17 protein-coding genes and 1 pseudogene are annotated in these 21,238 nt (G+C 64.1%); 8 read left to right on the top strand and 10 right to left on the bottom strand.

Annotation, left to right across the window (positions count from 1 at the left end):
- Positions 1 to 217 precede the first annotated feature (217 nt).
- A complete protein-coding gene (locus BN9444_RS14320; protein ID WP_141629113.1) occupies positions 218 to 418 on the top strand; it encodes a hypothetical protein in 201 nt (66 codons plus the stop codon).
- A 197-nt stretch (positions 419 to 615) separates the two neighbouring features.
- The gene (nrdR, locus tag BN9444_RS09895) at positions 616 to 1,074 is read left to right on the top strand and encodes a transcriptional regulator NrdR (RefSeq protein WP_066486500.1); all 459 of its coding nucleotides are present in this window, start codon (positions 616 to 618) and stop codon (positions 1,072 to 1,074) included.
- Positions 1,075 to 1,181: 107 nt separating this feature from the next.
- On the opposite strand, the gene hrpA is transcribed toward nrdR, so the two are convergent.
- Positions 1,182 to 5,078, bottom strand: coding sequence for an ATP-dependent RNA helicase HrpA (gene hrpA / locus BN9444_RS09890; RefSeq protein ID WP_068801835.1), 3,897 nt, complete (start codon positions 5,076 to 5,078; stop codon positions 1,182 to 1,184).
- A gap of 177 nt (positions 5,079 to 5,255) precedes the next feature.
- Between hrpA and BN9444_RS09885 the strand changes: the two genes are divergently transcribed.
- Positions 5,256 to 6,302 carry a hypothetical protein gene (locus BN9444_RS09885; RefSeq protein ID WP_066486493.1) on the top strand — a complete coding sequence of 349 codons (1,047 nt, stop codon included), beginning with the start codon at positions 5,256 to 5,258 and terminating at the stop codon, positions 6,300 to 6,302.
- A gap of 83 nt (positions 6,303 to 6,385) precedes the next feature.
- On the opposite strand, the gene BN9444_RS09880 is transcribed toward BN9444_RS09885, so the two are convergent.
- Entirely contained in the window at positions 6,386 to 7,342 is a 957-nt protein-coding gene (locus BN9444_RS09880; protein ID WP_066486490.1) for a hydrogen peroxide-inducible genes activator, read from the bottom strand.
- Positions 7,343 to 7,512: 170 nt separating this feature from the next.
- Here BN9444_RS09880 and BN9444_RS09875 point away from each other — a divergent pair, with 170 nt between their 5' ends.
- From BN9444_RS09875 to BN9444_RS14540, 3 genes are all read left to right on the top strand, one after another.
- Positions 7,513 to 8,106 (top strand): peroxiredoxin, encoded by a 594-nt coding sequence (locus BN9444_RS09875; RefSeq protein ID WP_066486487.1) that lies wholly within the window; start codon positions 7,513 to 7,515, stop codon positions 8,104 to 8,106.
- Positions 8,107 to 8,222: 116 nt separating this feature from the next.
- On the top strand, positions 8,223 to 8,747 hold the full coding sequence (ahpD, locus tag BN9444_RS09870) for an alkylhydroperoxidase, AhpD family (RefSeq protein WP_068801834.1): 525 nt from the start codon (positions 8,223 to 8,225) through the stop codon (positions 8,745 to 8,747).
- A 223-nt stretch (positions 8,748 to 8,970) separates the two neighbouring features.
- The gene (locus BN9444_RS14540) at positions 8,971 to 9,114 is read left to right on the top strand and encodes a hypothetical protein (RefSeq protein ID WP_154666913.1); all 144 of its coding nucleotides are present in this window, start codon (positions 8,971 to 8,973) and stop codon (positions 9,112 to 9,114) included.
- A 200-nt stretch (positions 9,115 to 9,314) separates the two neighbouring features.
- On the opposite strand, the pseudogene BN9444_RS09865 reads toward BN9444_RS14540, so the two are convergent.
- Positions 9,315 to 9,878, bottom strand: a pseudogene (locus tag BN9444_RS09865) (PTS sugar transporter subunit IIC); the annotation flags it as partial.
- Between the two features lie 86 nt (positions 9,879 to 9,964).
- Here BN9444_RS09865 and BN9444_RS09860 point away from each other — a divergent pair.
- Complete coding sequence (locus tag BN9444_RS09860; protein WP_066510121.1) at positions 9,965 to 10,537, top strand: hypothetical protein; 573 nt, start codon at positions 9,965 to 9,967, stop codon at positions 10,535 to 10,537.
- A gap of 47 nt (positions 10,538 to 10,584) precedes the next feature.
- Here the strand turns inward: BN9444_RS09860 and BN9444_RS09855 are convergent, their stop codons facing one another.
- Together BN9444_RS09855 and BN9444_RS09850 are read right to left on the bottom strand one after the other, a co-directional pair.
- Positions 10,585 to 13,137, bottom strand: a complete 2,553-nt coding sequence (locus BN9444_RS09855; protein WP_066486477.1) for a DEAD/DEAH box helicase — start codon at positions 13,135 to 13,137, stop codon at positions 10,585 to 10,587.
- A gap of 33 nt (positions 13,138 to 13,170) precedes the next feature.
- On the bottom strand, positions 13,171 to 14,253 hold the full coding sequence (locus BN9444_RS09850) for a PAC2 family protein (RefSeq protein ID WP_066510123.1): 1,083 nt from the start codon (positions 14,251 to 14,253) through the stop codon (positions 13,171 to 13,173).
- 298 nt (positions 14,254 to 14,551) lie between these two features.
- Here BN9444_RS09850 and BN9444_RS09845 point away from each other — a divergent pair, with 298 nt between their 5' ends.
- A complete protein-coding gene (locus tag BN9444_RS09845; protein WP_077210074.1) occupies positions 14,552 to 15,709 on the top strand; it encodes a DUF4192 domain-containing protein in 1,158 nt (385 codons plus the stop codon).
- 75 nt (positions 15,710 to 15,784) lie between these two features.
- Here the strand turns inward: BN9444_RS09845 and galE are convergent, their stop codons facing one another.
- From galE to BN9444_RS09820, 5 genes are all read right to left on the bottom strand, one after another.
- Positions 15,785 to 16,774 (bottom strand): UDP-glucose 4-epimerase GalE, encoded by a 990-nt coding sequence (gene galE, locus BN9444_RS09840; protein WP_066486471.1) that lies wholly within the window; start codon positions 16,772 to 16,774, stop codon positions 15,785 to 15,787.
- A 232-nt stretch (positions 16,775 to 17,006) separates the two neighbouring features.
- The gene (locus BN9444_RS09835) at positions 17,007 to 17,684 is read right to left on the bottom strand and encodes an iron-dependent transcriptional repressor DtxR (RefSeq protein WP_066510141.1); all 678 of its coding nucleotides are present in this window, start codon (positions 17,682 to 17,684) and stop codon (positions 17,007 to 17,009) included.
- Between the two features lie 329 nt (positions 17,685 to 18,013).
- Positions 18,014 to 19,021: a sigma-70 family RNA polymerase sigma factor gene (locus BN9444_RS09830; protein ID WP_066486463.1), complete on the bottom strand. Its 1,008-nt coding sequence runs from the start codon at positions 19,019 to 19,021 to the stop codon at positions 18,014 to 18,016.
- Between the two features lie 193 nt (positions 19,022 to 19,214).
- Complete coding sequence (dtd, locus tag BN9444_RS09825; RefSeq protein ID WP_066486460.1) at positions 19,215 to 19,667, bottom strand: D-aminoacyl-tRNA deacylase; 453 nt, start codon at positions 19,665 to 19,667, stop codon at positions 19,215 to 19,217.
- 14 nt (positions 19,668 to 19,681) lie between these two features.
- Complete coding sequence (locus BN9444_RS09820) at positions 19,682 to 21,232, bottom strand: DUF7782 domain-containing protein (RefSeq protein WP_068801833.1); 1,551 nt, start codon at positions 21,230 to 21,232, stop codon at positions 19,682 to 19,684.
- Positions 21,233 to 21,238: the final 6 nt, after the last annotated feature.

Here is a 21,238-nt window from a genome sequence, read left to right as displayed (position 1 = left end):
ACGACGAAAGGACTCTCTCATGGCTATCGCATTGAACACTAGTCGCTTCGCAGCTCGTACCTCGTCTTTGGTTGACAATCACTCCGCCGCAGTCGTGCCGCCGGCGGCCGTGTGGGATGTCCCGGCGGGGCATCGCACTCCACGTCGAACCGGCGCCTACGGTGGGAGCGTTCGAACGCTAGATATCGAACGCCGGAGCGGTCATGGACCAGCATCCGTGCGTCCTCGCAATGCTCGTGTTGATGTTTCGAACACGGAGGAGAGGGAATCGTTGCGCGGCGGCGCAGTGCTCGGTGCCGTGTTTGGAGCAGCGCTCTTCTTCACCATCGTCTTCGGCGGCGGCGCCGCGGAAGAGACCATGACTGGTGCGGATATGGCGCCGCAGGCAGAAGTGGCCGCTGTCAACGGTGCCCGCTAGGTCGCTTGGTCACGCGGGCGGTAGGGAAAGCTTCGCTTGGGGACGTCACGGCGCGGCATGCCGGGGACGTTCGCAAGCGAGACATAAGTAAATAGGGCCCGCGAGGGCAGGGCGCTACACTGGGACATCGAATCCGTACCGCACCCATGGCCGCACAAGTGGCCGTGGTCGCTGCGGCACCGTGGAGAGGAGTCCCAGTGTATTGCCCGTTTTGCCACAATGAACAGTCGCGCGTCATCGACTCACGCGTCGTGGACGCGGGCACAGCCATTCGCCGGCGCCGCGAATGCACGAACTGCACGGGTCGCTTCACGACCGTGGAGAAGGCCGTGCTGCTCGTGGTCAAGCGCAACGGCATTACGGAGCCGTTTAGCCGCGACAAACTCATCCGCGGGGTGCGCCGCGCATGCCAGGGACGCCACGTGCCGGATGACGCGTTGAAGCGCCTTGCCCAAGAAGTCGAGGAAACCGTGCGCAGCCACGGCAGCTCCCAGGTCAACGCCAACGACATCGGTTTGGCGATTCTCGAGCCGTTGCGACATCTCGATGAGGTGGCCTATCTGCGTTTCGCGTCGGTGTATAAGTCCTTCGAAAGTGCAGACGACTTCGAGTCCGAGATTCGCCTCATGAAGCGTCGCGACCGCGCAGACAGCTAGAAGAGCCGGGCCGCGCGCACTGTGCCCGGATACATAGAGCACAAAGGGCCGGGGCGACCTTATTCATGAGATCGCCCCGACCCGACGCGTTGCCGTGGGGGCGCTGTTTAGCGCAGCTTGTCCACGGCTTTTTGCACGCGACGTAGCGAGATGGGGCGGGCGGTGCCGAGGCGCTGAGCGAAGAGGGAGACGCGCAGTTCCTCGATCATCCAGTGGATCTCCTTGACCTCGCGGGTCTTCTTGCGGCCAGCGGGGAGGTTGCGCAGTCGGTTCTTCAGGTAGGCGTGGGCCTCGTCGATCTCTGCCTGGCGGTCGGCATCTTTGTCAGCGTCCATGCCCATTTCCTCCAAGCGAATACGCATGGCGGCAACGTAGCGCGGCAGGTGCTGCAGATGAACAAGCCCGTGGACCGTGACGGCGTTACGCGGCAGCAGGAACTCGAGCTGGCGGCGCATATCGTCGATGGCGGGGCCTTCCCACTTGGCGAGCTCTGTGACGACGTTAGCGTATTCCACGAGACCGGGCGCGAGTGCTACGACGGTACGGCGCACGGCACCGGGGACATCGGGCTTGACCTTGGCGCGCAGCTTCTCAAATTCCTCGGGTGAGCGCACGGGACCGCCGGCGGACATCATGAGGTCGCGAATTGCGGCGACGCGGGCGTCGTCGACGAGCCCCTGGGCGCCGCCGTGCGGATACGAGTCCACGGCAACCCGCTGTTGCAAGGGCAGACCCTTGACCATGGGCCCAGCCTGCACGTGGATATCGCGCATGAGCAGGGTGAGCGTGGTGGTGAGCATGGCGGCATCGGCAGCAGCCTTGGTCGGGTGCACCTTGAGCTCCACGCCATCCTTGGTGGCGACGAGCGCTGGATAGGCTTGGACCTCGTGGCCGTCGACGACGGTGGAGACGGTCTCCTCCACGGTGCCGAGGGTCTCGGCAGTCCATTCCTTCACGGCCTTGGACTCGGACTTGCGGCCTACGCGGGAGACGGAGGACTTGATGGAACCGGCTTGGCGCTCGACGAGAGCGGCCAAGTCACGGTCCGAATCCACAATTTTGCCGCGCTTGTCGATGGCCGCGTAGTTCATCTTGAGGTGAGCGGGCAGGGCGGACGGGCGGAAGTCCTCGGTCTGAATGCCGGAGCCGCCGAGCTCGCGGAGGACATCGGCAAGCTGCTGCGTGACGGTGCCTTCGTAAGGGATGACGCGGTCGAGCGCGCGCTCGGCGAACTCGGGCGCAGGAACGACGGTACGGCGCAGGGCCTTGGGCAGAGTGCGGATGAGCTCGGTGAGTAGCTCCAAGCGCAGACCCGGGACCAGCCAATCGAAGCCCTCGGTGTCAAGACCCGCGAGCAGCGGGATGGGCACCATGAGGGTGACGCCATCGAGAGGATCGCCCGGTTCAAACTTGTACGTGAGGTCGTAGTCGATAGACCCCTTGAGCCAGCGGTCAGGGAATGCTTCCTCCGTGACGCCGGCGTCGTCTTCCACAAGCTTCGCTGGATCGAAGTCGAGGAGGTCGGGGTGCTTCTGGCGCTCCTTCTTCCACCAGGAGTCGAAATGGCGGCCGGTCGTAATCTTTGCGGGCAGGCGCGAGTCGTAGAAGTCGAAGAGCCGGTCCTCGTCGACCACAAGTCCGCGGCGGCGTGCCTTCTCCTCGTATTCGGCGGCGTCTTCCAAGGCCTGCGCGTTCTTCTTAAAGAAGGTGTGGTGCGTGTTCCAGTCGCCAGCGATGAGGGCCTCGCGGATGAACATGTCGCGCGCGGCCACCGGATCGACGCGGTGGTAGGGCACGAGGCGGTCGTTGAAGATGGGAACGCCGTAGAGCGTCGCTTTCTCATGCGCCATCGCGGCAGCGCGTTTGCGCGACCACGTGGGCTCCGAATAATGGCGCTTGAGCAGATCTGCGCCGAGTTTTTCCACCCAGGCGGGATCGATGGCTGCGACGTCGCGGGCCCAGAGGCGGGAGGTCTCCACGAGTTCGGAGGCCATGAGGAACTCCGGCGGCTTCTTCGCGAGTGCGGAGCCGGGGAAGACGAGGAAGCGTGTGTTGCGCGCACCCTGGAATTCCTTGGAGCTGCCGTCGCGCGCGCCGATGTTAGACAGCAGGCCGGACAGCAGGGACATGTGGATACGGTCATCATCCCTGGAGGAGGACTCATTAAACTGCCAGCCCAGCTGCTTCGCTACGTCACGCAGCTGGCGCACCAAGTCGAACCACTCGCGGATGCGCATGTAGTGGAGGTATTCCTTCTTCATGCGCTTGCGGAAGGCGTTGCCGGACTGTTCGTCGCGGGTTTCCACGATGTAGTCCCACAGCTTGAGCATCGCCAGGAAATCGGACTTTGTGTCCTTGAAGCGGGCGTGGGCTTGGTCGGCCTGGGCCTTGAATTCGGTGGGGCGCTCGCGCACGTCCTGGATGGTCATGGCGGCGACGATGACGATGACGTCCTCGAGGCAGCTGGTGGTGCGGGCTTCGACGAGCATGCGGGCCATGCGCGGATCGACAGGGATGCGCGCAAGGTCGCGGCCGACTGGGGTGAGGACGGGCAGGCCGTCTTTCTCCTCGTCCTTGAGAGCGGAGAGCTCGTGAAGGAGGAGTAGGCCGTCGCGGATGGCCTTCTGGTCCGGCGGCTGGACGAAGGGAAACTCGGAGATATCGCCCAGTCGCAGCGAGATCATCTGCAGGATGACGCTGGCCAGGTTGGTACGCAGGATTTCCGGATCGGTGAACTCGGGGCGCGAGTTGAAATCGTCCTCGGAGTAGAGGCGGATGGCGATGCCGTCGGCGACACGGCCACAGCGACCGGAGCGCTGGTTGGCGCTGGCCTGCGAGATGGGCTCGATGGGCAAGCGCTGGACCTTGGTGCGCGTGGAGTAGCGAGAGATGCGCGCGGTGCCGGTGTCCACGACGTAGCGGATGCCGGGGACGGTCAGGGAGGTCTCCGCGATATTGGTGGACAGCACAATCCGCCGTCCGCGGTGCGAGGAGAACACGCGGTGCTGTTCCTCGTTGGACAGGCGTCCGAACAGGGGCGTGACCTCCACTCCGCGCCATGTGCGGCCTTCGAGGGCCTCCATCGCGTCACGGATGTCGCGCTCGCCGGGGAAGAAGCAAAGGATATCGCCCTCGCCCTCGGCCATGAGCTCCTCGATGGCCTCGCATAGTCCGTCAAGAGGATCTTGGTCCACAATCTTGCCGCCGGCCTCAAACTCGAGGGGACGGTAGCGAATCTCGACGGGGAAGGTGCGCCCAGAGACCTCAATAATGGGCGCCGGCGTTCCATCCTGGGACGCGAAATGGGACGCAAAGCGCTCCGGGTCAATCGTCGCCGACGTAATGATGACCTTGAGGTCCGGACGCTTGGGCAACAGACGCTTCAAGTAGCCCAGCAGGAAATCGATATTTAGCGATCGTTCGTGCGCCTCGTCAATAATGATCGTGTCATAGGCGTTGAGGAAGCGGTCGCGCTGCATCTCCGCGAGCAAAATACCGTCCGTCATGAGCTTGACCGCGGTCGTTGCCGACACGCGGTCGTCGAAGCGGATGGCGTAGCCAACGGTCTCGCCGATCTTCTGATCCAGTTCCTGCGCGATGCGCTCGGCGACGGTGCGTGCGGCCAGACGACGGGGCTGCGTGTGACCGATGAGTCCGCGGCGTCCGCGGCCGAGTTCCAAGCAGATCTTGGGGATCTGCGTGGTCTTACCGGAACCGGTTTCGCCAGCGATAATGACGACTTGGTTGTCGCGGATGGCCTCCGCGATGTCATCCTTGCGCGCCGAGACGGGAAGCGCGTCGGGGTAGGTTATCTCCGGAACGGAGGCATCGATAAGCGCGACGCGCTCCTGGGCTGCCTCGATATCGCGGCCGATGGCGGTGCGGGCACCCTCGGAGCGTGCCTTGTGGAGCCGGCGCTTGAAACTGCGTGCCTCGGCGAGGGATACCTTTTCAAGCGCGGCGAAGAGTTCCTCGCGCGAAGGGGCTGTGGTGTTTTCAGACATAGTTGCGCACCAGTCTACCCGCCGCTGCGCGTAGCTTTCCGATGCCGCCGTGCCCGGCGCCCCACAGCCTCCCGCGCTGTGGATTGTGAGCACATCAGTGGCGGTTCTTCGCTACTCTAGAACCGTTCAGCAGCGCGGGGAGAGTCCCCGTAGCAACAACGTGTGAGGAGCAGTGACGTGACGAACCCACAGGATCCACGCAATCCGTTCGGCGGCGGTGACTACAACTCTGACGGCACTGGTGAGAACGGTGGTGTCTACGGAAACGGCGGAAACTATGGCTACGGTGAGTATGGCCCCACGAATCACCCGGAGGATGCGCCGGGCTTTGGTCAGCAGCCCGCGGGTGGAATTCCGAACTACCCGGGCTACCCGGGGCAGGGCAGCGGAGCAATTCCGGGCGGCCAGCCGGGACCGGGCTACCAGGGCTACAGCGCGAACGAGGCGCTCTTCGGTTACGGCGGCGCGGCGACCGTGAAGGCCGGACCCGAGACGTCCGTCACGGATGCCATCGGGTGGGGCTTCAAGGCGACGTTCGGCAACGCCAAGCTGTGGATCGTCGGCGGCCTCGTCTACTTCCTGGCTGCCGCGGCCTTCGGTGCGCTGGGCGCTGCGCTCGGCGGCGATGAGGGCTCGAATACATTTGTCGATGTCGTTTCCGGCATTCTGTCGCTTATCGTCATGCCGTTCATCCTCCGGTTGGCGCTGTGGCAGATCGATGACCCCACGACGGAGTGGGGCTTCGTTGGCCGCGACGTGAAGTTCTGGCCGACACTGGGTGCGGGGCTTGTCGCCTCCATCATCCCGGGCATCGTGACCTTCGCGCTTATCGCGTCGCCGTTGTTCGGCATGATCGACCTGATGGACAAGCCGAATGTGAGCAATGACGAGCTCTTTGCGGCGTTGGGCTCGTTGTTGCTCATGCTGCTCGTCGTTCTCGTGGTCACCGTGATCATGACCCCGCTGTTACTGCTGATGCAGTGGCACGCGGCGGACGGCGCCAGCGTCAAGGACGCCATCGTGCAGGGCTTCCGTGCCGGCCTGCGTCACTTCTTCCCGCTGCTGGGCTTCACCCTGCTCATGGGTCTCATCATGATGTTTGGCCTCATCGTGACCTTGGGCCTAGGCGCGTGCGTGCTGCTACCGGCGTATACGCTGGGTACTGCACACTACTACCGCCAGGTCGTGGGCGGCGAGATTCCCGCAGCAGGCCGCAAGGCATAGCCACCTCCACGTATACAGCGAAGCGCGCCGCCCGGTCTGTGGGCGGCGCGCTTTGCTATGGAACGCGGGGGCAGTTCGGCGCTTTAGGCAGGGGAGAGCGGTGCCGAACGCTCGACGGCGTTGTGGAATGCGGCGGTGACGAGCGCGCCCAGCTCCTCGAATTCCTGGGAGCGCGCGGCCGAGGAACGGAAGACGAGGCCGATGGTGCGCTCGGCGACGACGTCGGGGGCGAAACGGCCCACGGCGAGCTCCGGGTTGCCGCATTCGGTGGCGAGCGCGGACTCGGGGACGAGCGTGCTGCCCAGGTTGCCCATGACGAGCTGCATGATGGTCGTGAGCGAGGAGGCGCGAGTCACGGCGTTCGTCGCTTCTGCCGGATTAATGTGCGCGGTGCGGCAGAGGTCGAGAATCTGATCGCGCAGGCAGTGCCCGTCATCGAGGAGGAGCAGATCGAGGTCATCGAGCTGCTTGAGCTCAAGGTCGGTGCGGCCGGCGAGTGGGTGCGAGACATTGGTGACGACCCGGAAATTCTCGTGGTAGAGCGGCACCTCGACAAGACCATGCGACTCCGCAGGCAGCGCCATGATGGCGACATCGAGCTGGCCGTCGCGCAGGCGCTGGACGAGGTTATCCGTCTGCTCTTCGACGAAGCGCGGTTCGAGCTCCGGGAACCGCTCGGCGATGGAAGTGAGGAGGTCCGGCAGGATATACGGCGCGATCGTAGGAATAATGCCAATGGTGAGCGGGCCTGTGAGGGTCCCGTTGGCGCCGCGGGCGTGGGCTAAGAAGGCATCGGCAGCTTCGAGCGTGGCCTTGGCATAAGGGAGGAGAGACTCCCCCGCTGTAGTAACAATCACTTTGCGGGTGGAGCGCTCGATAAGTTGGACGCCAAGGCCTTGCTCGAGCGCGACGAGCGCCTGGGAGAGGGAAGGCTGGGAAATCTGCAGCTTGGTAGCGGCGGTGCCGAAGTGCTTATTCTCGGCGATCGTCACGAAAGTGCGCAGCTGAGCAAGCGTGGGACGATACTCTTTATTGTGCATGCCTATAACTCTAACACTTCTTAATAAGTTTAGCTATTGACAGCCCGCGATTTGATAGGCATAATGGAGCATGTTGGCCACACAGTCCCGGTCATTGTGAGCGGGGCCTGCGGAAACGGCCAGTAGTGAAACCATTCAAGTTGTTTGCACCCTAAGGAGTAACACACACTATGCCTATCTTGACCGTTGGCGAGAAGTTCCCGGAGTTCGACCTCACCGCTCTGAAGGGCGGCGACCTGCACGACGTGAACGCGCAGCAGCCGGAGGATTACTTCGAGCAGGTTTCGCTCGACAAGTACCAGGGCAAGTGGAAGGTTGTCTTCTTCTACCCGAAGGACTTCACCTTCGTCTGCCCGACTGAGATCGCTGCATTTGGCAAGCTGAACGAGGAGTTTGAGGATCGCGACACCCAGGTTCTGGGCGGTTCCACCGACAACGAGTTCGCTCACTTCAATTGGCGTGCAACCCACCCGGAGCTTAAGTCCATCCCGTTCCCGATGTTCGCTGACGTCCGCCACGACCTCATCCGCGCCCTCGGTGTCGAGAACGCTGACGGCGTTGCAGACCGCGCTACCTTCATCATCGATCCGGATGGCATCATCCAGTTCGTCTCCGTGACCCCGGACGCTGTCGGCCGTAACACTGACGAGGTTCTCCGTGTCCTCGACGCTCTGCAGTCTGAGGAAGTGTGCGCCTGCAACTGGGAAGCTAACGACCCGACCAAGAACATCAACAAGCTCGACGTCGTCCAGTCCTCGCTCTAAGGCTGCGCCCATCTCAGGCATTAGGCCATGAGCTTTCAAGCCTCGCACACGCTGCGGGGCTTGCTTTTGACCATCGATTGAAAAACACCTATAAAACGCTGTAAGGAGCAAAGAATATGTCTATCGAAAACCTGAAGTCTTCCCTGCCGGAGTACGCCAAGGACCAGAAGCTGAACCTGGGCACCCTCACTCGTTCCACCGAGCTCAACGAGGAGCAGCTGTGGGGCTCCATCCTCGCCGCGGCCGCTGCCACCCGCAACGACACCGTCCTCTCCGAGATCATGGAAGAGGCCAAGGAGCACCTGTCCGCTGAGGCTATTGAGGCTGCCCTCGGCGCCGCTACCGTCATGGCAATGAATAACGTTGCGTACCGCGCTAAGGGCTGGCTGGGCGATGACTTCGCTCAGGTCAAGTTCGGCCTGCGCATGAACATCATTTCCAAGCCGGGCGTTGAGAAGGCCAACTTCGAGCTGTGGAACACTGTTGTCTCCGCCATCAACGGCTGTGAGCACTGCCTCGTTGCTCACACCAAGACCCTCCAGGAGGAGGGCCTGACCAAGGAGCAGGTCTGGGAGGGCATCCGCGTGGCTGCCACCGTTCAGGCTGTTGCACAGGCTGTTCAGATTGAGGCTGCTCGCTAAGAGCATGCACTCCTAGAACCGGTGGAGCTTCCAGTTCTCTTGCACTGGGCCTTGCGTTCACACGAGCGCAGGGCCTTTTTGTGATCCTTGGGGAAAATCCACAGGTGAGATCATTTCCGTTTGAGCTAGAACGGGCGTGCGTTGTGCGCTAAATTAAGAGCAGTTGTGAGAACTGCATTGACTAGGTCTTCGCATCCTGCCCACTTTTAGTTAAGGAAGGTCTATGAGCACGTCGTCGCGCCTCGCATTTAGCGGTTTGGTCGCTGCCGCGGCCTTGGGGATCGCCGCCTTTTCTTCTGACGGCTCCGCCGTTGCCAGCCCGCACGACGCCACGGCTGAGGAAACCGAGAGCCCCGCGACATTTTAGGGGTACGGCTTTGCCGTGCTTTCCGCGGCGAGGAACTCCAGGAGCGTCGCGCGTTGTGCCCGCTTTTCCGCGAATGTGGTGAGCGTTGGGAGGCCTATCGAGATGCCCTGGCCTATGGGGAGTGGCTGCGTGCCGAAGCCGCCGCCGACGCGCACCGTCTGAGGTAACGGCGTTCCTTGCAGCGGCGTGGTGCCGGAGCTCTACTCGAAGTCCAGCTTGTAGTGCTCCGGCTTCACCCTGCCAAGGAGCGTGCTGTAGACGAAAGTAAAGAGGAAGCCGAGAGCGATGGGGGCGGCGACAAAGACGAGGGCGACGATGATGACGTTGCCAGCGCTCCAGCCCCAACCTTCGTAATTGAGGGCGGCGAGCGGGCCGATGAGGCCGGAAATACCGAAGCCGGCCGAGATAGGCGTGCCGGAAATGCCCACGGCGCCGTCGATGCCGCCGAGGATGGCCGCAGAGCTTAAAATCGGCAGCAGGGTAATGGGGCGCGAAAAGACATTCGCCATCTGGACCTTGGGGGAGCCGAGGACGTGGAGGATGGATGTCGCAAAGCCATTGGCCTTCCAACCGATGATGAGCAGCGTGAAGCCGGTGGCGACGGCACCGAGGTCCGCCGTACCGGAGGCCACGCCCTCCATGAAGATGGCGGTGGCGATGCCGACGGTGGAAATCGGCGAGACGATAAGGAATGCGAAGAGCGTGGAGAGCACGATGCCCATGAGTACGGGCTCGAGCGTCGTCGCAGCGCTAAGCGGTGGGCCAGGCGCCGGGATGGTAGCGCGGGGCGCCGAAGAGTAACATAAGCCCCAGCGGTAACACTCACACCAGCATGATGAAAGGACTCTTTATGTCGTCTCGTTTCCAGTCCAGCTCCCGCCTCACGATCCGCGCGGCGGTGGCTGCCGTCCTCGCTGCAGGAATGGCTGCGGTCAGCCCCACGGTGGCGAGCGCGGATGAGCAGTCTGACCGCGAGTTCCAGCAGGAGCTCGACGCCGTGACGAGCGGCAAGGTCGTCCTGCCGTACCAGTCGCCGACCAACTCTCAGCGCTCGTGGGACACCGAGAAGTTTCTTACGCCGAGCGACTCGGCGTTCTGGAACCAGAACGTGGGCGGCAACCGGATTGTCTCGCCGCAGGGCAACGATGGCCTCGTGTGCGTCCACACGCGGTGGGTCGTTGGCCCGTGTTATCAGCACGGCAAGAAGCTCGAGTTCGTTGGCCAGGGTTGGGAAGGAATGTACATCAGCCCGGATCTCCCGGTGAATGCCATTCGCGACGCCACGAACTTCGCTCTGTCCGCGAATGGCGGTGGCCTGGTTCCGGTCACTACGTCCTCGGTCAACGCCATCATCTTGTCGTCTATCTTGACGCAGTACCCGGAGCAGTTCCCGGAGGTTCTCTCCTCGCTCGCGCAGCGTTAGAACAGCGTTAGGCAAGCCGGAGCCGAGGGGCGTCTGGGACTCGACGTCTAGTACTCGACGCGCAAGGAGGACAGGCGCACCTCACCGGCGGCATCGGAAGCATCGAGGTCGACGGTGCCCACGAACTGGAAGGCGTGCTCGCCCTTGGGATCGCAAATGATTTGGCGGACGGTCCAGGCGCGGGTCTCTTGGTCGTTCACGCGGAAGAACTCGGGGCCGCGGGCGGAGGGGCCGGTCTCAATGTCGTCGTACTCGTCGAAGTAATCGTCGAGCACAGCGCCGAAGTCGGGGACCTCGTCAAGATAGTCGAGGAGCTCGGCCAGGCGGTCTTCCTTCTCCAGGGCGAAGAGCTGGACGAGGCGGAAGAAGTAGTTGCGCACCATGATGGTAAACGCGCGGCGGTTGGCGGTAAGGGCCGTGGGGTCCTCGACGCCGAAGGCGAGCTCGCGGTCCAAGTCCTCCTGGGAGATGGGGTTGTCCTCGCCGGCCATCTGAGCCCATTCGTCCACGAGAGAAGAGTCGACCTGGCGGATGAGCTCGCCGAGCCATTCGACGACATCGGCAAGCTCGTCCGTGTAGTACTCGTCGGGGACGGATTGGCGGAGGGTACGCCAGGCGTCGGTGAGGTAACGCAGGATGACGCCCTCGCTGCGGGCGAGGCCGTAGGTGGCCACCAGGTCGGAGAAGGTCATGGCGTTCTCCAGCATGTCGCGCACGACGGATTTGGGCGCGATCTGGAATTCCTTGACCCAGGCATTGGTCTCAGCAAACGTGTCATAGGCTTGCTCGAGGAGTTCCTCCAGGGGCTTGGGCCACGTGATGTCTTCGACGATGGTCATGCGCTCGGTGTAGTCCACGCCATCGGCCTTGAGCTGGGCGATCTCCTCGCCGCGGCGCTGCTTCTGCTGGGCGATGAGAACCTGGCGGGGGTCGTCGAGGATGGCTTCGAAGACGGAGATAATGTCGAGCGTGTAGGTGTCCGACTCTGGGTCGAGCAGGCTCAGTGCGGCGAGCGCGAAAGGCGACAGGGGCTGGTTGAGCGCAAAATCGCGGGGGAGTTCGCGCACCACGTGGTAGGGGCGGCCGTAGATGTCGAGGCCCTTGGTGGACTTCTGGACGACGCCGGTGCGCACGAGCCCGCGGAAGAGATCCAGCGCCGTGAGGATATCCTGGTTCTGCTTGGAGCGGGTGTCGTGGTTGGTACGCAGGAGGTGGCGCATGTGCTCGTAGCCGTCGCCGTGGCGGGCAAGGACATTGAGCAGCATGGAGTTGGAGACCTTGAACTGGCTGGTGAGCTGCTCAGGCTCGGCATCGATGAGTCGCAGGTAGGTCTTCTCTGACCAGGTGACCTCGCCGTCGCGGGCGGACTTCTTCTTGAGCTTCTTCAGGCGCGCCGGGTCGTCCCCGGCCTTGCGGCGGGCCTTGGCGTTTTCGATTTCGTGCTCGGGGGCCTCGACAACGACGGTGCCTTCGGTGTCGTAGCCGGCTCGTCCGGCGCGGCCGGCGATCTGGTGGAACTCGCGGGACTTCAAGATGCGCTGGCGGGTGCCGTCGTACTTGGCCAGGCCCGTCATAAGCACGGTGCGGATGGGCACGTTAATACCCACGCCCAGGGTGTCCGTGCCACAGATGATCTTGAGCAAGCCGCGCTGGGCGAGGCGCTCGACCAGGCGGCGGTACTTGGGCAGCATGCCGGCGTGGTGGACGCCAATGCCCTTGCGTAGCAGCTTGGACAGGTCCCGGCCGAAGGTCGTGGTAAAGCGGAAACCACCGATTTCCTTCGCGACTGCGTCCTTTTCCTCGGGCGTGAGGATTGTGCCGATGGAGGTGAGCGCTTGGGCGCGCTCGGAGGCCTCGCGCTGGGAGAAGTGCACGACGTAGATGGGTGCCTTGCCCGTGGAGAGGAGTTCTTCGATGGTGTCCTGCACGCCCGTAAAGACATAAGAGAAGTCGAGCGGCACGGGACGGGTGGTCCCGGCAACGAGCGTGGTGTCGCGGCCGGTGCGCTGGGTGAGGTCCTCCTCGAGCCACGACGTGTCGCCGAGTGTGGCGGACATGAGGAGGAACTGCGCCTTGGGCAGTTCCAGGAGCGGTACTTGCCAGGCCCAGCCGCGGTCGGGCTCAGAGTAGTAGTGGAACTCATCCATGACGACTTGGTCGATAGAGGCCTCCGCGCCGTCGCGCAGCGCGATATTGGCGACGATCTCCGCGGTGGCCGCGATAATCGGCGCGTTGCCGTTGACGGTGGCGTCGCCCGTCATCATGCCCACGTTATCGGGGCCGAAGATCTCGCACAGCGCGAAGAACTTCTCGGAGACCAGCGCCTTAATGGGGGCGGTGTAGAAGCTGCGCTGGCCGCGGGCGAGCGCGATAAAGTGCGCGGCGTTAGCCACCATGGACTTGCCGGAGCCGGTGGGTGTCGCAAGGATGACATTGTCGCCGGCGAGGATGCCCAACGAGGCTTCCTCCTGGGCGGGGTAGAGGCTAATCCCGCGGTCTTTCGTCCACGCGATGAAGGTGTCCCACACCGCCTCGTCGAAGAGGGAGGAGGGGACATCCTCAAGGTCGGCCAGCTTGTCAGACAACGTCGCGGTATTCACGACTCACCAGTCTACAAGGCAGGCCGACGCGAGTTACTTGGCTTTGCCTGAATCGTCCGAGTCATCGGAAGCATCCGAGTCTCCGGCAGAAGGACCACCCAGCTCTTGCGGGCCCGAAGAGTCCCGACCGAAGTTATCCTCGCGGTCGTTGATGTCCGCGGTGAGGATCTGGTCGCGCCAGGAATTCTCGTGGCCGAGGGCATCGAGGAAGCGCTCGAATTCCTCCGAGAGCTCTTCGCCGGTAGGCGCGCCCTGCTCGCCCGGCATGATGGCCTGCGGGTGCTCCTCGCGGTAGCGCTCCATATAGGCGTCGTACTGGTTCTCTAGCTGGCCCACGACCTGTGCGATCTCCTCGGAGTCGTTGACCTGCTCCTCAATCTGGTGGTTGAGTCGCGCGGCATCGGCCTCCAGGGCGCGCAGTGGCAGCTTGAGCCCCGTCACGGAGGCGACGGACTCGAGAAGCTCGAGCGTGGCCTGTGGGTACGGGGAGTTGGCCAGGTAGTGCGGCACGTGCGCCGTGTAGCCCGCCACGTTCCGGCCGGCCTTCGCTAGGGCACGTTCGATGTACATCTGCGCCGCACCCGGGACCATCATTGTGGAGTCGAGGCGGAACATGCGGCTCACGAGCTCCGGTGAGTTGCCGTGGGCCGTAATCACCATGGGGCGCGTATGCGGCACCGGCATGGGCGCGCCATATAGCGCGACCGTCTGCTTGACGTCGAACTTCTCAACCAGGTCAGTGACGGCCTTGGTAAAAGCCTGCCAGCGCAGGTCCGGCTCGGGGCCAGACAGCAGCAGGAAAGCCTTGTCCGCGTTATCGCGCAGCACGCGCATATCGAGATCGAGATTCTCAATCTCTATCGGTGCGTCATTATCGAGCGTCACCGCAGGGCGGCGCGAGCGGTAATCGATGAGCTCGTCCGCGTTAAAGGATGCGATAAGTCTGTTATCGAGCGCTGCCTTGAGGTGGTCGGCACTGTGCTCGACCGCCTGGCCTGCGTCCGCGTAGCCGTGCAGGGCGACGATAAGGGTGGGGCCGTCCGTCTCACCGGCCGCGGTGTCGTTCACCGCCGGTGCTGGGTACTCCAGCTCATACATGCGATCTTCGTTCGCCATGGTGTCCTCCTAGCGTCTATACCCTCCACAACAGCGAACCTCACCGTTGTTATTCCCTTGCACGCAATCAAATTTCAGGGGTGCGGCAATGGGGTAGGTGGCCAACTATTTTAGCGCGAAAAACCTGCCAAGCGTGCCGGTTGTGCCCCATCTATTCCTGTGGAGTCAATACCAATGTGTGCATCTGTGGATAATCCCCGGGGGACTGCACACTCTATTGGGCAATGCACCCACGTTTTCCACAGGCACGAACGCGCCGGTCTCGACACCATGTAAAGTAACCCGCCACAGTGAAAGCATGACTACTTCACATGATGCTGTTACACCTGGTTACCTGCTCGCTTCTATCCCTGGGGCGCTCGGATTTTATCCCAGCGACTCCATCATCCTCATGGGCTTTAGCTCAGAGGACAATCGCCTCGTCTTAGGGCCCGTCGCCCGTTTCGACATCGCGCTGGCCTCGCGCCAACTGCCTGAGGCCTTCGCCGTCGTCGCCGCGGGGGCGGACGTCGTCTTCGCCTTCATCGTTTCCCACCGCCCCGACCCCGCCATTCATGACCTCACCGATCTCCTCTTCGACTTCTCTGCTGACCTCGACGACACTGACCGCACCGTCGACGCCTGCTGGTTTACCCCAGAGATTTCCGTCGGCCAGCCCTATGAGATGTGCTTTGCCCCGGCGGAGATTCCGCTCACGCACACCGCGGAATGGCAACAGGGCACCATTGGCTCCATCGCCGCGTCGCCCACTATGGAGCGCTGGCGCGAGGCTGGCCGCCTGCCAGAGATTTCCCGTGACGAGGCCTTCGCCTGCTTCGACGAGGCCAATCCTCACTTCGGCCCGCGCGATATCGCAGCCATGGTGAGAGCCGCTGCTTCCGATGCCCCCTTGCTCGCCCAAGGCCGTCCCGCGCGGCCTGTGCCCATGGCAGCCGGCGGGGCGGCCAGCACCGTGGCCGAGGACGTCCGCCTGCGCTTCGAGGTCCGCGACATCGTGCCGCTGGCGACGCGGGTCTTTAGCGAGCTGTCGAATATGACGGGTGAGCCGCCGGAGGACGACCCTGTGCGTGCCGATGCCGTCCTGCTCACCCGCATGGCGACCATCTTGTACGACACCGCGTTGCGCGATCTCATCGTGAGCGCTCTGTGCGACCAACCCAAGGGCGCGGCGCGAGTGCTGCTCGCCGTGGCGCAGACGGTTCACGGACTCGCGCGCACCAACGCGTTGGCGCTCTATGCCATGGCGCAGGTCGCGCTCGGCTTGCCGATGGTCGCCGGCACCGTGTTGTCCGTCGCCCTCGAGGAAGACCCGGAGCACACCCTCGCGGGCCTGCTTATGCGTGGGTATCGCGCCGGGCTGCAGGACAAGATGGTGGCGAACTTCCGGCGCGGATCCGCCAAGGCGCGTGCGAGCCTCGGCCTCGACGAGGACGGCGAGCGCGCCTTGTGTGCCTAGCGGACGTGTGTCCATGCCCGAAACGACGAAATCCCGGCACCGTAATCGGCGTCGGGACTCGTGTGTGGAAGACGCTTAGCGGACGCGCTTGGCGGAGTGCGCGCGCTCGCCCAGGTTCTTCGTGAAGTTCCAAGCGTCGGTCACGATGGTGGTGAGCTCTGTACGCGTCGGGTTCCAGCCCAGCTCTTCCTTGATCTTGGCGGAAGACGCGATGAGCGTCGCCGGGTCGCCAGCGCGGCGCGGGGCAAGCTCGGCCGGGATGGGGTGGCCTGTCACGGCGCGGCAGGCCTCGATGACCTGCTTGACGGAGTAGCCGTCGCCCGAGCCCAGGTTGTAGATGCGGTGCGTGCCCGGCGTATTCGTCTCGAGCGCGAGGACGTGTGCGTCCGCGAGGTCGCGGATGTGGATGTAGTCGCGCACGGCCGTGCCATCCGGGGTGGGGTAGTCATCGCCGAAGATAAAGATCTTGTCGCGGTGGCCCAGCGCCACCTGGAGCACGAGCGGGATGAGATGGGTCTCGATTTCGCGGTTCTCGCCAATCTCGCCGTAAGCGCCCGCAACGTTGAAGTAGCGCAGCGAGGTCGCGCCCAGGCCGTAGGCGTTCGCGTAGGACGTGATGGCGTAGTCGATGGAGAGCTTCGTCGCGCCGTACGTGTTCGTGGGTTTGGTAGGCAAGTCCTCGGTGATCGGCACGACCTCGGGCTCGCCGTAGGTCGCCGCGGTGGACGAGAAGACGAGGTTCTTCACGTCGTTGGCGCGCATCGCGTCGAGCAGCGCCAGCGTGGTGACGAGGTTGTGCTGCCAGTACTCGTCCGGCACCTCCATGGACTCGCCGACAAGCGAGCGTGCCGCGAAGTGGACGACGCCCTCGAAGCCGCCTTCGCCGAGGACCTCGGCGGCCTTATCACGCACGTCGCCCTCGACGAGGCGGGCGGCGGCCGGGACGGCCTCGCGGTTGCCCGTGGTGAAGTTGTCAATGATGGTGACGTCGTGGCCGGCCTCGACGAGGACGGCGGCGCACACGCTTCCCACGTAACCGGCACCGCCGGTGACAAGCAGCTTCATGAATAGGACCTTTCCATTAGGCGGTTGGGGCAATGCCCGCGGTACATGCTGCGGGCAGGCGAGTCGAGTCAGGAGTGTTGGTCTGTATACAACAATCTCCCACTGTAGACGCGAACGCGGCCGCGGTCCCGGTGCGAAACTCGTGTGGCCCAGTGAGGGGCGAAACGAGCGGCACAGGGAGCGCGGCCGCGGAGAAGACGCCGGTGCGAAAGGCGAGCACCGGCCCGGCACGCTACGTGCGAATGCGAATGGCGTGAGCGAGGTCGTCGACGAGCTCAACGGTGGCGCCGTTGTCCGTCGTCATCGTCACGGTGCCGTTGTCATTGACCACGGTGACCGCGGCGCCGACCACGATGCCAGCCTCGTAGAGCTTACGGAACTGGGAGGCATCGACCTGCAGGATCTCGTTGATCTGCTCGATGGTGCCCTTCGTCTCCTCGTTGTCCGGAAGATCGATGACGCGCACGCCCGCCTCGAGCGACGGCGGGGTCACGCCCAGCTCGTCGAGGGCCGGGATGGGATTGCCGAACGGGGAGCGGAATGGTTCGTCCAGGATGTTGACGAGGCGACGCTCGACGTCCTCGCTCATGACGTGCTCCCAGCGGCAGGCCTCGTCGTGGACCTGGTGGATGTCGAGGCCCAGGACGTCGGTGAGCAGGAGCTCAGCGAGACGGTGCTTGCGCATAACGGCCGTGGCCAGTGAGCGGCCCTGCGCCGTGAGGTCGAGGCTGCGGTCGTTGCGCACGTGCAGTAGGCCATCGCGCTCCATGCGGGCGACCGTCTGGGAGACCGTCGGGCCGGACTGCTCGAGGCGCTCAGCAATGCGGGCGCGCAAGGGAGTAATACCCTCTTCTTCCAGCTCATAGATGGTACGAAGATACATCTCCGTGGTATCGACTAGATCGCGCATGCTGTATGGCCTTTCTGTCTGGAGCCGACGTGCGCGACGGCCCCAGCTGCTGTAATAGAGAAATACTCGCCCACGCCAACGCGCCAGCACGCCGTTTTATTTCCACGACCTGCCGCCGCGCGGTGTGATTTACTCCCATACTTTAGCGTAAAAGCACGGTCCCGTGCGCAGGAAAACACTCTTAACTGCCGATTTTTGATAGTCGCGGACTATGGGATGTGGGCGACTAAGCGCCGAAACCTGTAGGTGACATACGACACCGCCCCCGGCCGGCTGGCCGAGAGCGGTGGAAAGGGGCGCGGTGGTGCCCGGAATGAGTGTGGGCTTGTTTACTGGGCGTACTCGCGCAGGCGGGCGGCGCGGTTGCCGTCGCGCAGCTTAGCCATCACCTCGCGCTCGATCTGGCGGACGCGCTCGCGGGAGAGACCGAACTTGCGGCCAATCTGGTCGAGGGTGCGCGGCACACCGTCGTCCAGGCCGTAGCGCAGACGGATGACATCCTGCTCGCGCTGCTCCAAAGAGCCGATGACGGAGCGGATATCAGAGTGGCGCATCGCGGCGACGACGGCGGACTCGGCGTCGGTCGCCTCAGCGTCCTCAATGAAGTCGCCCAGCGGTGCTTCCTCGTCCGCGCCGACCGGCATGTCAAGCGAGACCGGGTCGCGGGACTGGCGCAGGAGCATCTCAATCTTCGACTCGTCAATGCCGGATTCCTCCGACAGCTCCTCGTTCGTGGCCTCGCGGCCCAGGGACTGGTACATCTCGCGCTTGATGCGGGAGAGCTTATTGACCTGCTCGACGAGGTGGACTGGGAGGCGAATGGTGCGCGACTGGTCAGCCATGCCGCGCGTAATGGCCTGGCGAATCCACCACGTGGCGTACGTGGAGAACTTAAAGCCCTTGGAGTAGTCGAACTTTTCCATGGCGCGAATAAGGCCGAGGTTGCCCTCCTGGATGAGATCGAGGAGCGGCATGCCGCGGCCGGTGTAACGCTTCGCGAGCGAGACGACGAGACGGAGGTTGGCTTCCAGCAGGTGGGAGCGGGCCTTCTTGCCGTCGCGGGCGAGGATCTTCAAATCACGCTTCTCAGCGCGGGTGAGCTTCTCGGCGTTGGCGAGCTTGTGCTCCGCGTAGAGACCAACCTCAATACGCTGGGCGAGTTCCACCTCGTCTTCGGCCGAGAGCAGCGCCGTCTTACCGATACCGTTGAGATAAACACGAACCAAGTCTGCGGAGGGATTATCGTTCGTCTGATTGCGGCGGGAGCCGCGGTCCGCGTCGTCGGGCGCGAAGCCGTCGTTTTCTGCGGTGGTGTGGGCTGCGGAAGAGCTGCTCATTGTTTGTGGCCTCCTATAAGGTTTCGCCGGTAACACATTGTTCAACGGCCGAGAGGTGAAATGAGTTCCCGCCGCCGATTATTGCTGCGATAAGTGTCGCACAAATGGGGGTAATTCACCGGGGGTAACCTGCGGTTTCCTGAGATCCACTTAAAACAAAAAATTAGTGGAAATTCAGACTCGGGCCGCGAGGCTAGCACTCGACGAGGACCGTGAAGGGGCCCTGATTGACGGAGGTGACCTCCATCATGGCACCGAAGCGGCCTGTCTCCACGTGCACTCCGTGGCCCTCGAGCGCGGTGCGCAGCGCCTCGATGACGGGCTCGGCGTCTTCGCCAGGCGCGGCGTCCGACCATGACGGGCGGCGGCCCTTGGCGGTGCGGCCGTAGAGCGTGAACTGGGAGACGAGGAGAACCGGCGCGCCCGCGTCGCGGACGGCAACCTCGCCGTCGAGGATACGCAGGCCCGAGATCTTGTCTGCCATCTTGTCAATTTTCGACGCCAGCGTGCTGGCGTCGTCGCAGTCCTCGCGGGCCACGCCCACGAGTGCGAGCAGCCCGCCGGTCTCGGGGCAGTCGATAGCGCCGACCACCTCGCCTTCGACGGTGACGGACGCGGACGAGACGCGAGTGAGAACGGCGCGCATGAAAGAAAGACTCCTTAGTCGTTGAGCAGGTCGGTGGGTATGAGCAAGCCGTGGCGGACGAGATCCACGACGGCAGGCAGGGCAGAGGCGAGGAGCTCGTCCTCGTCGAAGTCGTTGAGTGCGGCGTAGACGCCGACGGTATCGGCGAGTGTGAGGCCCTCCGGGTTGAGACCCGCGACGATGGCGGCGAGGTGCTCGTCCACGTCGTGCTGCCAGCGTGGGCCCTCGGTACGGGTGAGTCGCAGTGCGGCGCGGTGAAAACCTTGGCCGGATTCGTCCGGCAGGGCGACGTCCTCGCGGGCGAGGCCCGGGCGCACCGCGAAGTGAGAGCGCTCCAGCTGGCCGGGGACGAGGCCGCGCAGCCACGCGACGCGCGCGAAGTACTCCTCGACCTCGGGGCCGAGCGGATCGTTAAACGGCTGCGGCATGTACTCCGCCAGGATGTCCGAGGGTTCGTCGTCGCCGATGCGCTGCACGGCCACGAAGCCGAAGCCGATGCCCGTGACGTCGTGGGCATGGAAGTGCTGAAGCCAGCGCTGCGCCTGCTCCTTGCCGGTGTCCGAGCGCAGGTCCACGGATTCGTCCTTGAGCCACGTCGAGACGTAGAGCGACGGGTCCGCGACGTCGCGCTGGATGATCCACGCGGCCACGCCTGTGGCGGGCAACCAGGACGCGACGCGCTGCTGCCAGGGGACGTCGCCTTGGTGGACCCAGGCCGCGAGCAGGTGCGCGGTGCCGCCTGGGTTGAGGTGCTCTGGGGCCTGGGAGATGACGAGCTCGGAGGCGCCGTCCAGGTTGAGGCCGGAGTCGCGGTAGACGTGGCCCACGGTGGGCAAGCCCACGACGAAGGGCGGGTTGGCCACGATCCGGTCGAAGCGTTCGCCGTCGACAGGCTCGAACCAGGAGCCCTGGCGGAGATCGACGCGCTCGGTGGCACCGGCCGCGGCGACAGTGGCACGGGCGAGCTCGAGGGCGCGCGCATGGACGTCTGTGGCGACAACCCGCGTAGCGTTGCCCAGCTGGCCGAGCAGCTGCACTCCCGAGCCTGTGCCGAGGTCGAGGACGGACTCGACCGGCGAGTGCGGAGTCGACTGGAGGAGGGAGAGCGAGGCCGAACCGACGCCCAACACGTGATCGGGGCCGGGGACGTGGTCGACGAAGGTGGCGTCCACGTCGGAAAAGACCCAGTGGTTGGCGCCCGCGATGACGTGCGGGCGTACGTCGAGGGCGATACGGATCGTCCCGGCGGTAGCAGCAGGGACGGTGACCCCGGCGTCGATGAGGCGGGTGGCCAGCGGTGCAGAGAGGGCATCGGCAAGCTCGGCGGGGGTTAGCGGCTCGTGGAGGATAAACGCGCGAATGAGCGCGTCGAGCTGCGTGCCGCCGGAGGTGGCGAGCAGAACGGGGCCGGACTCGCCGCGATAGAGGGCCTCGGTGACCTCAGGGCCCAGGTGGCCGGAGAGACCGGCGTCGGTAAAGCCGGCGGATTCGAAGGCGGCGGCGAGGTCCGCGGCGGCATCGGCAAGCGGGAACTTGGGGTTGAGCGGCGCGAAGAAGTCGGTCATAGCGGG

Source organism: Corynebacterium phoceense (assembly GCF_900092335.1).
In the GTDB taxonomy this organism is placed as follows: Bacteria; Actinomycetota; Actinomycetes; order Mycobacteriales; family Mycobacteriaceae; genus Corynebacterium; species Corynebacterium phoceense.
This window is presented reverse-complemented; position numbering and strand designations above follow the sequence as displayed.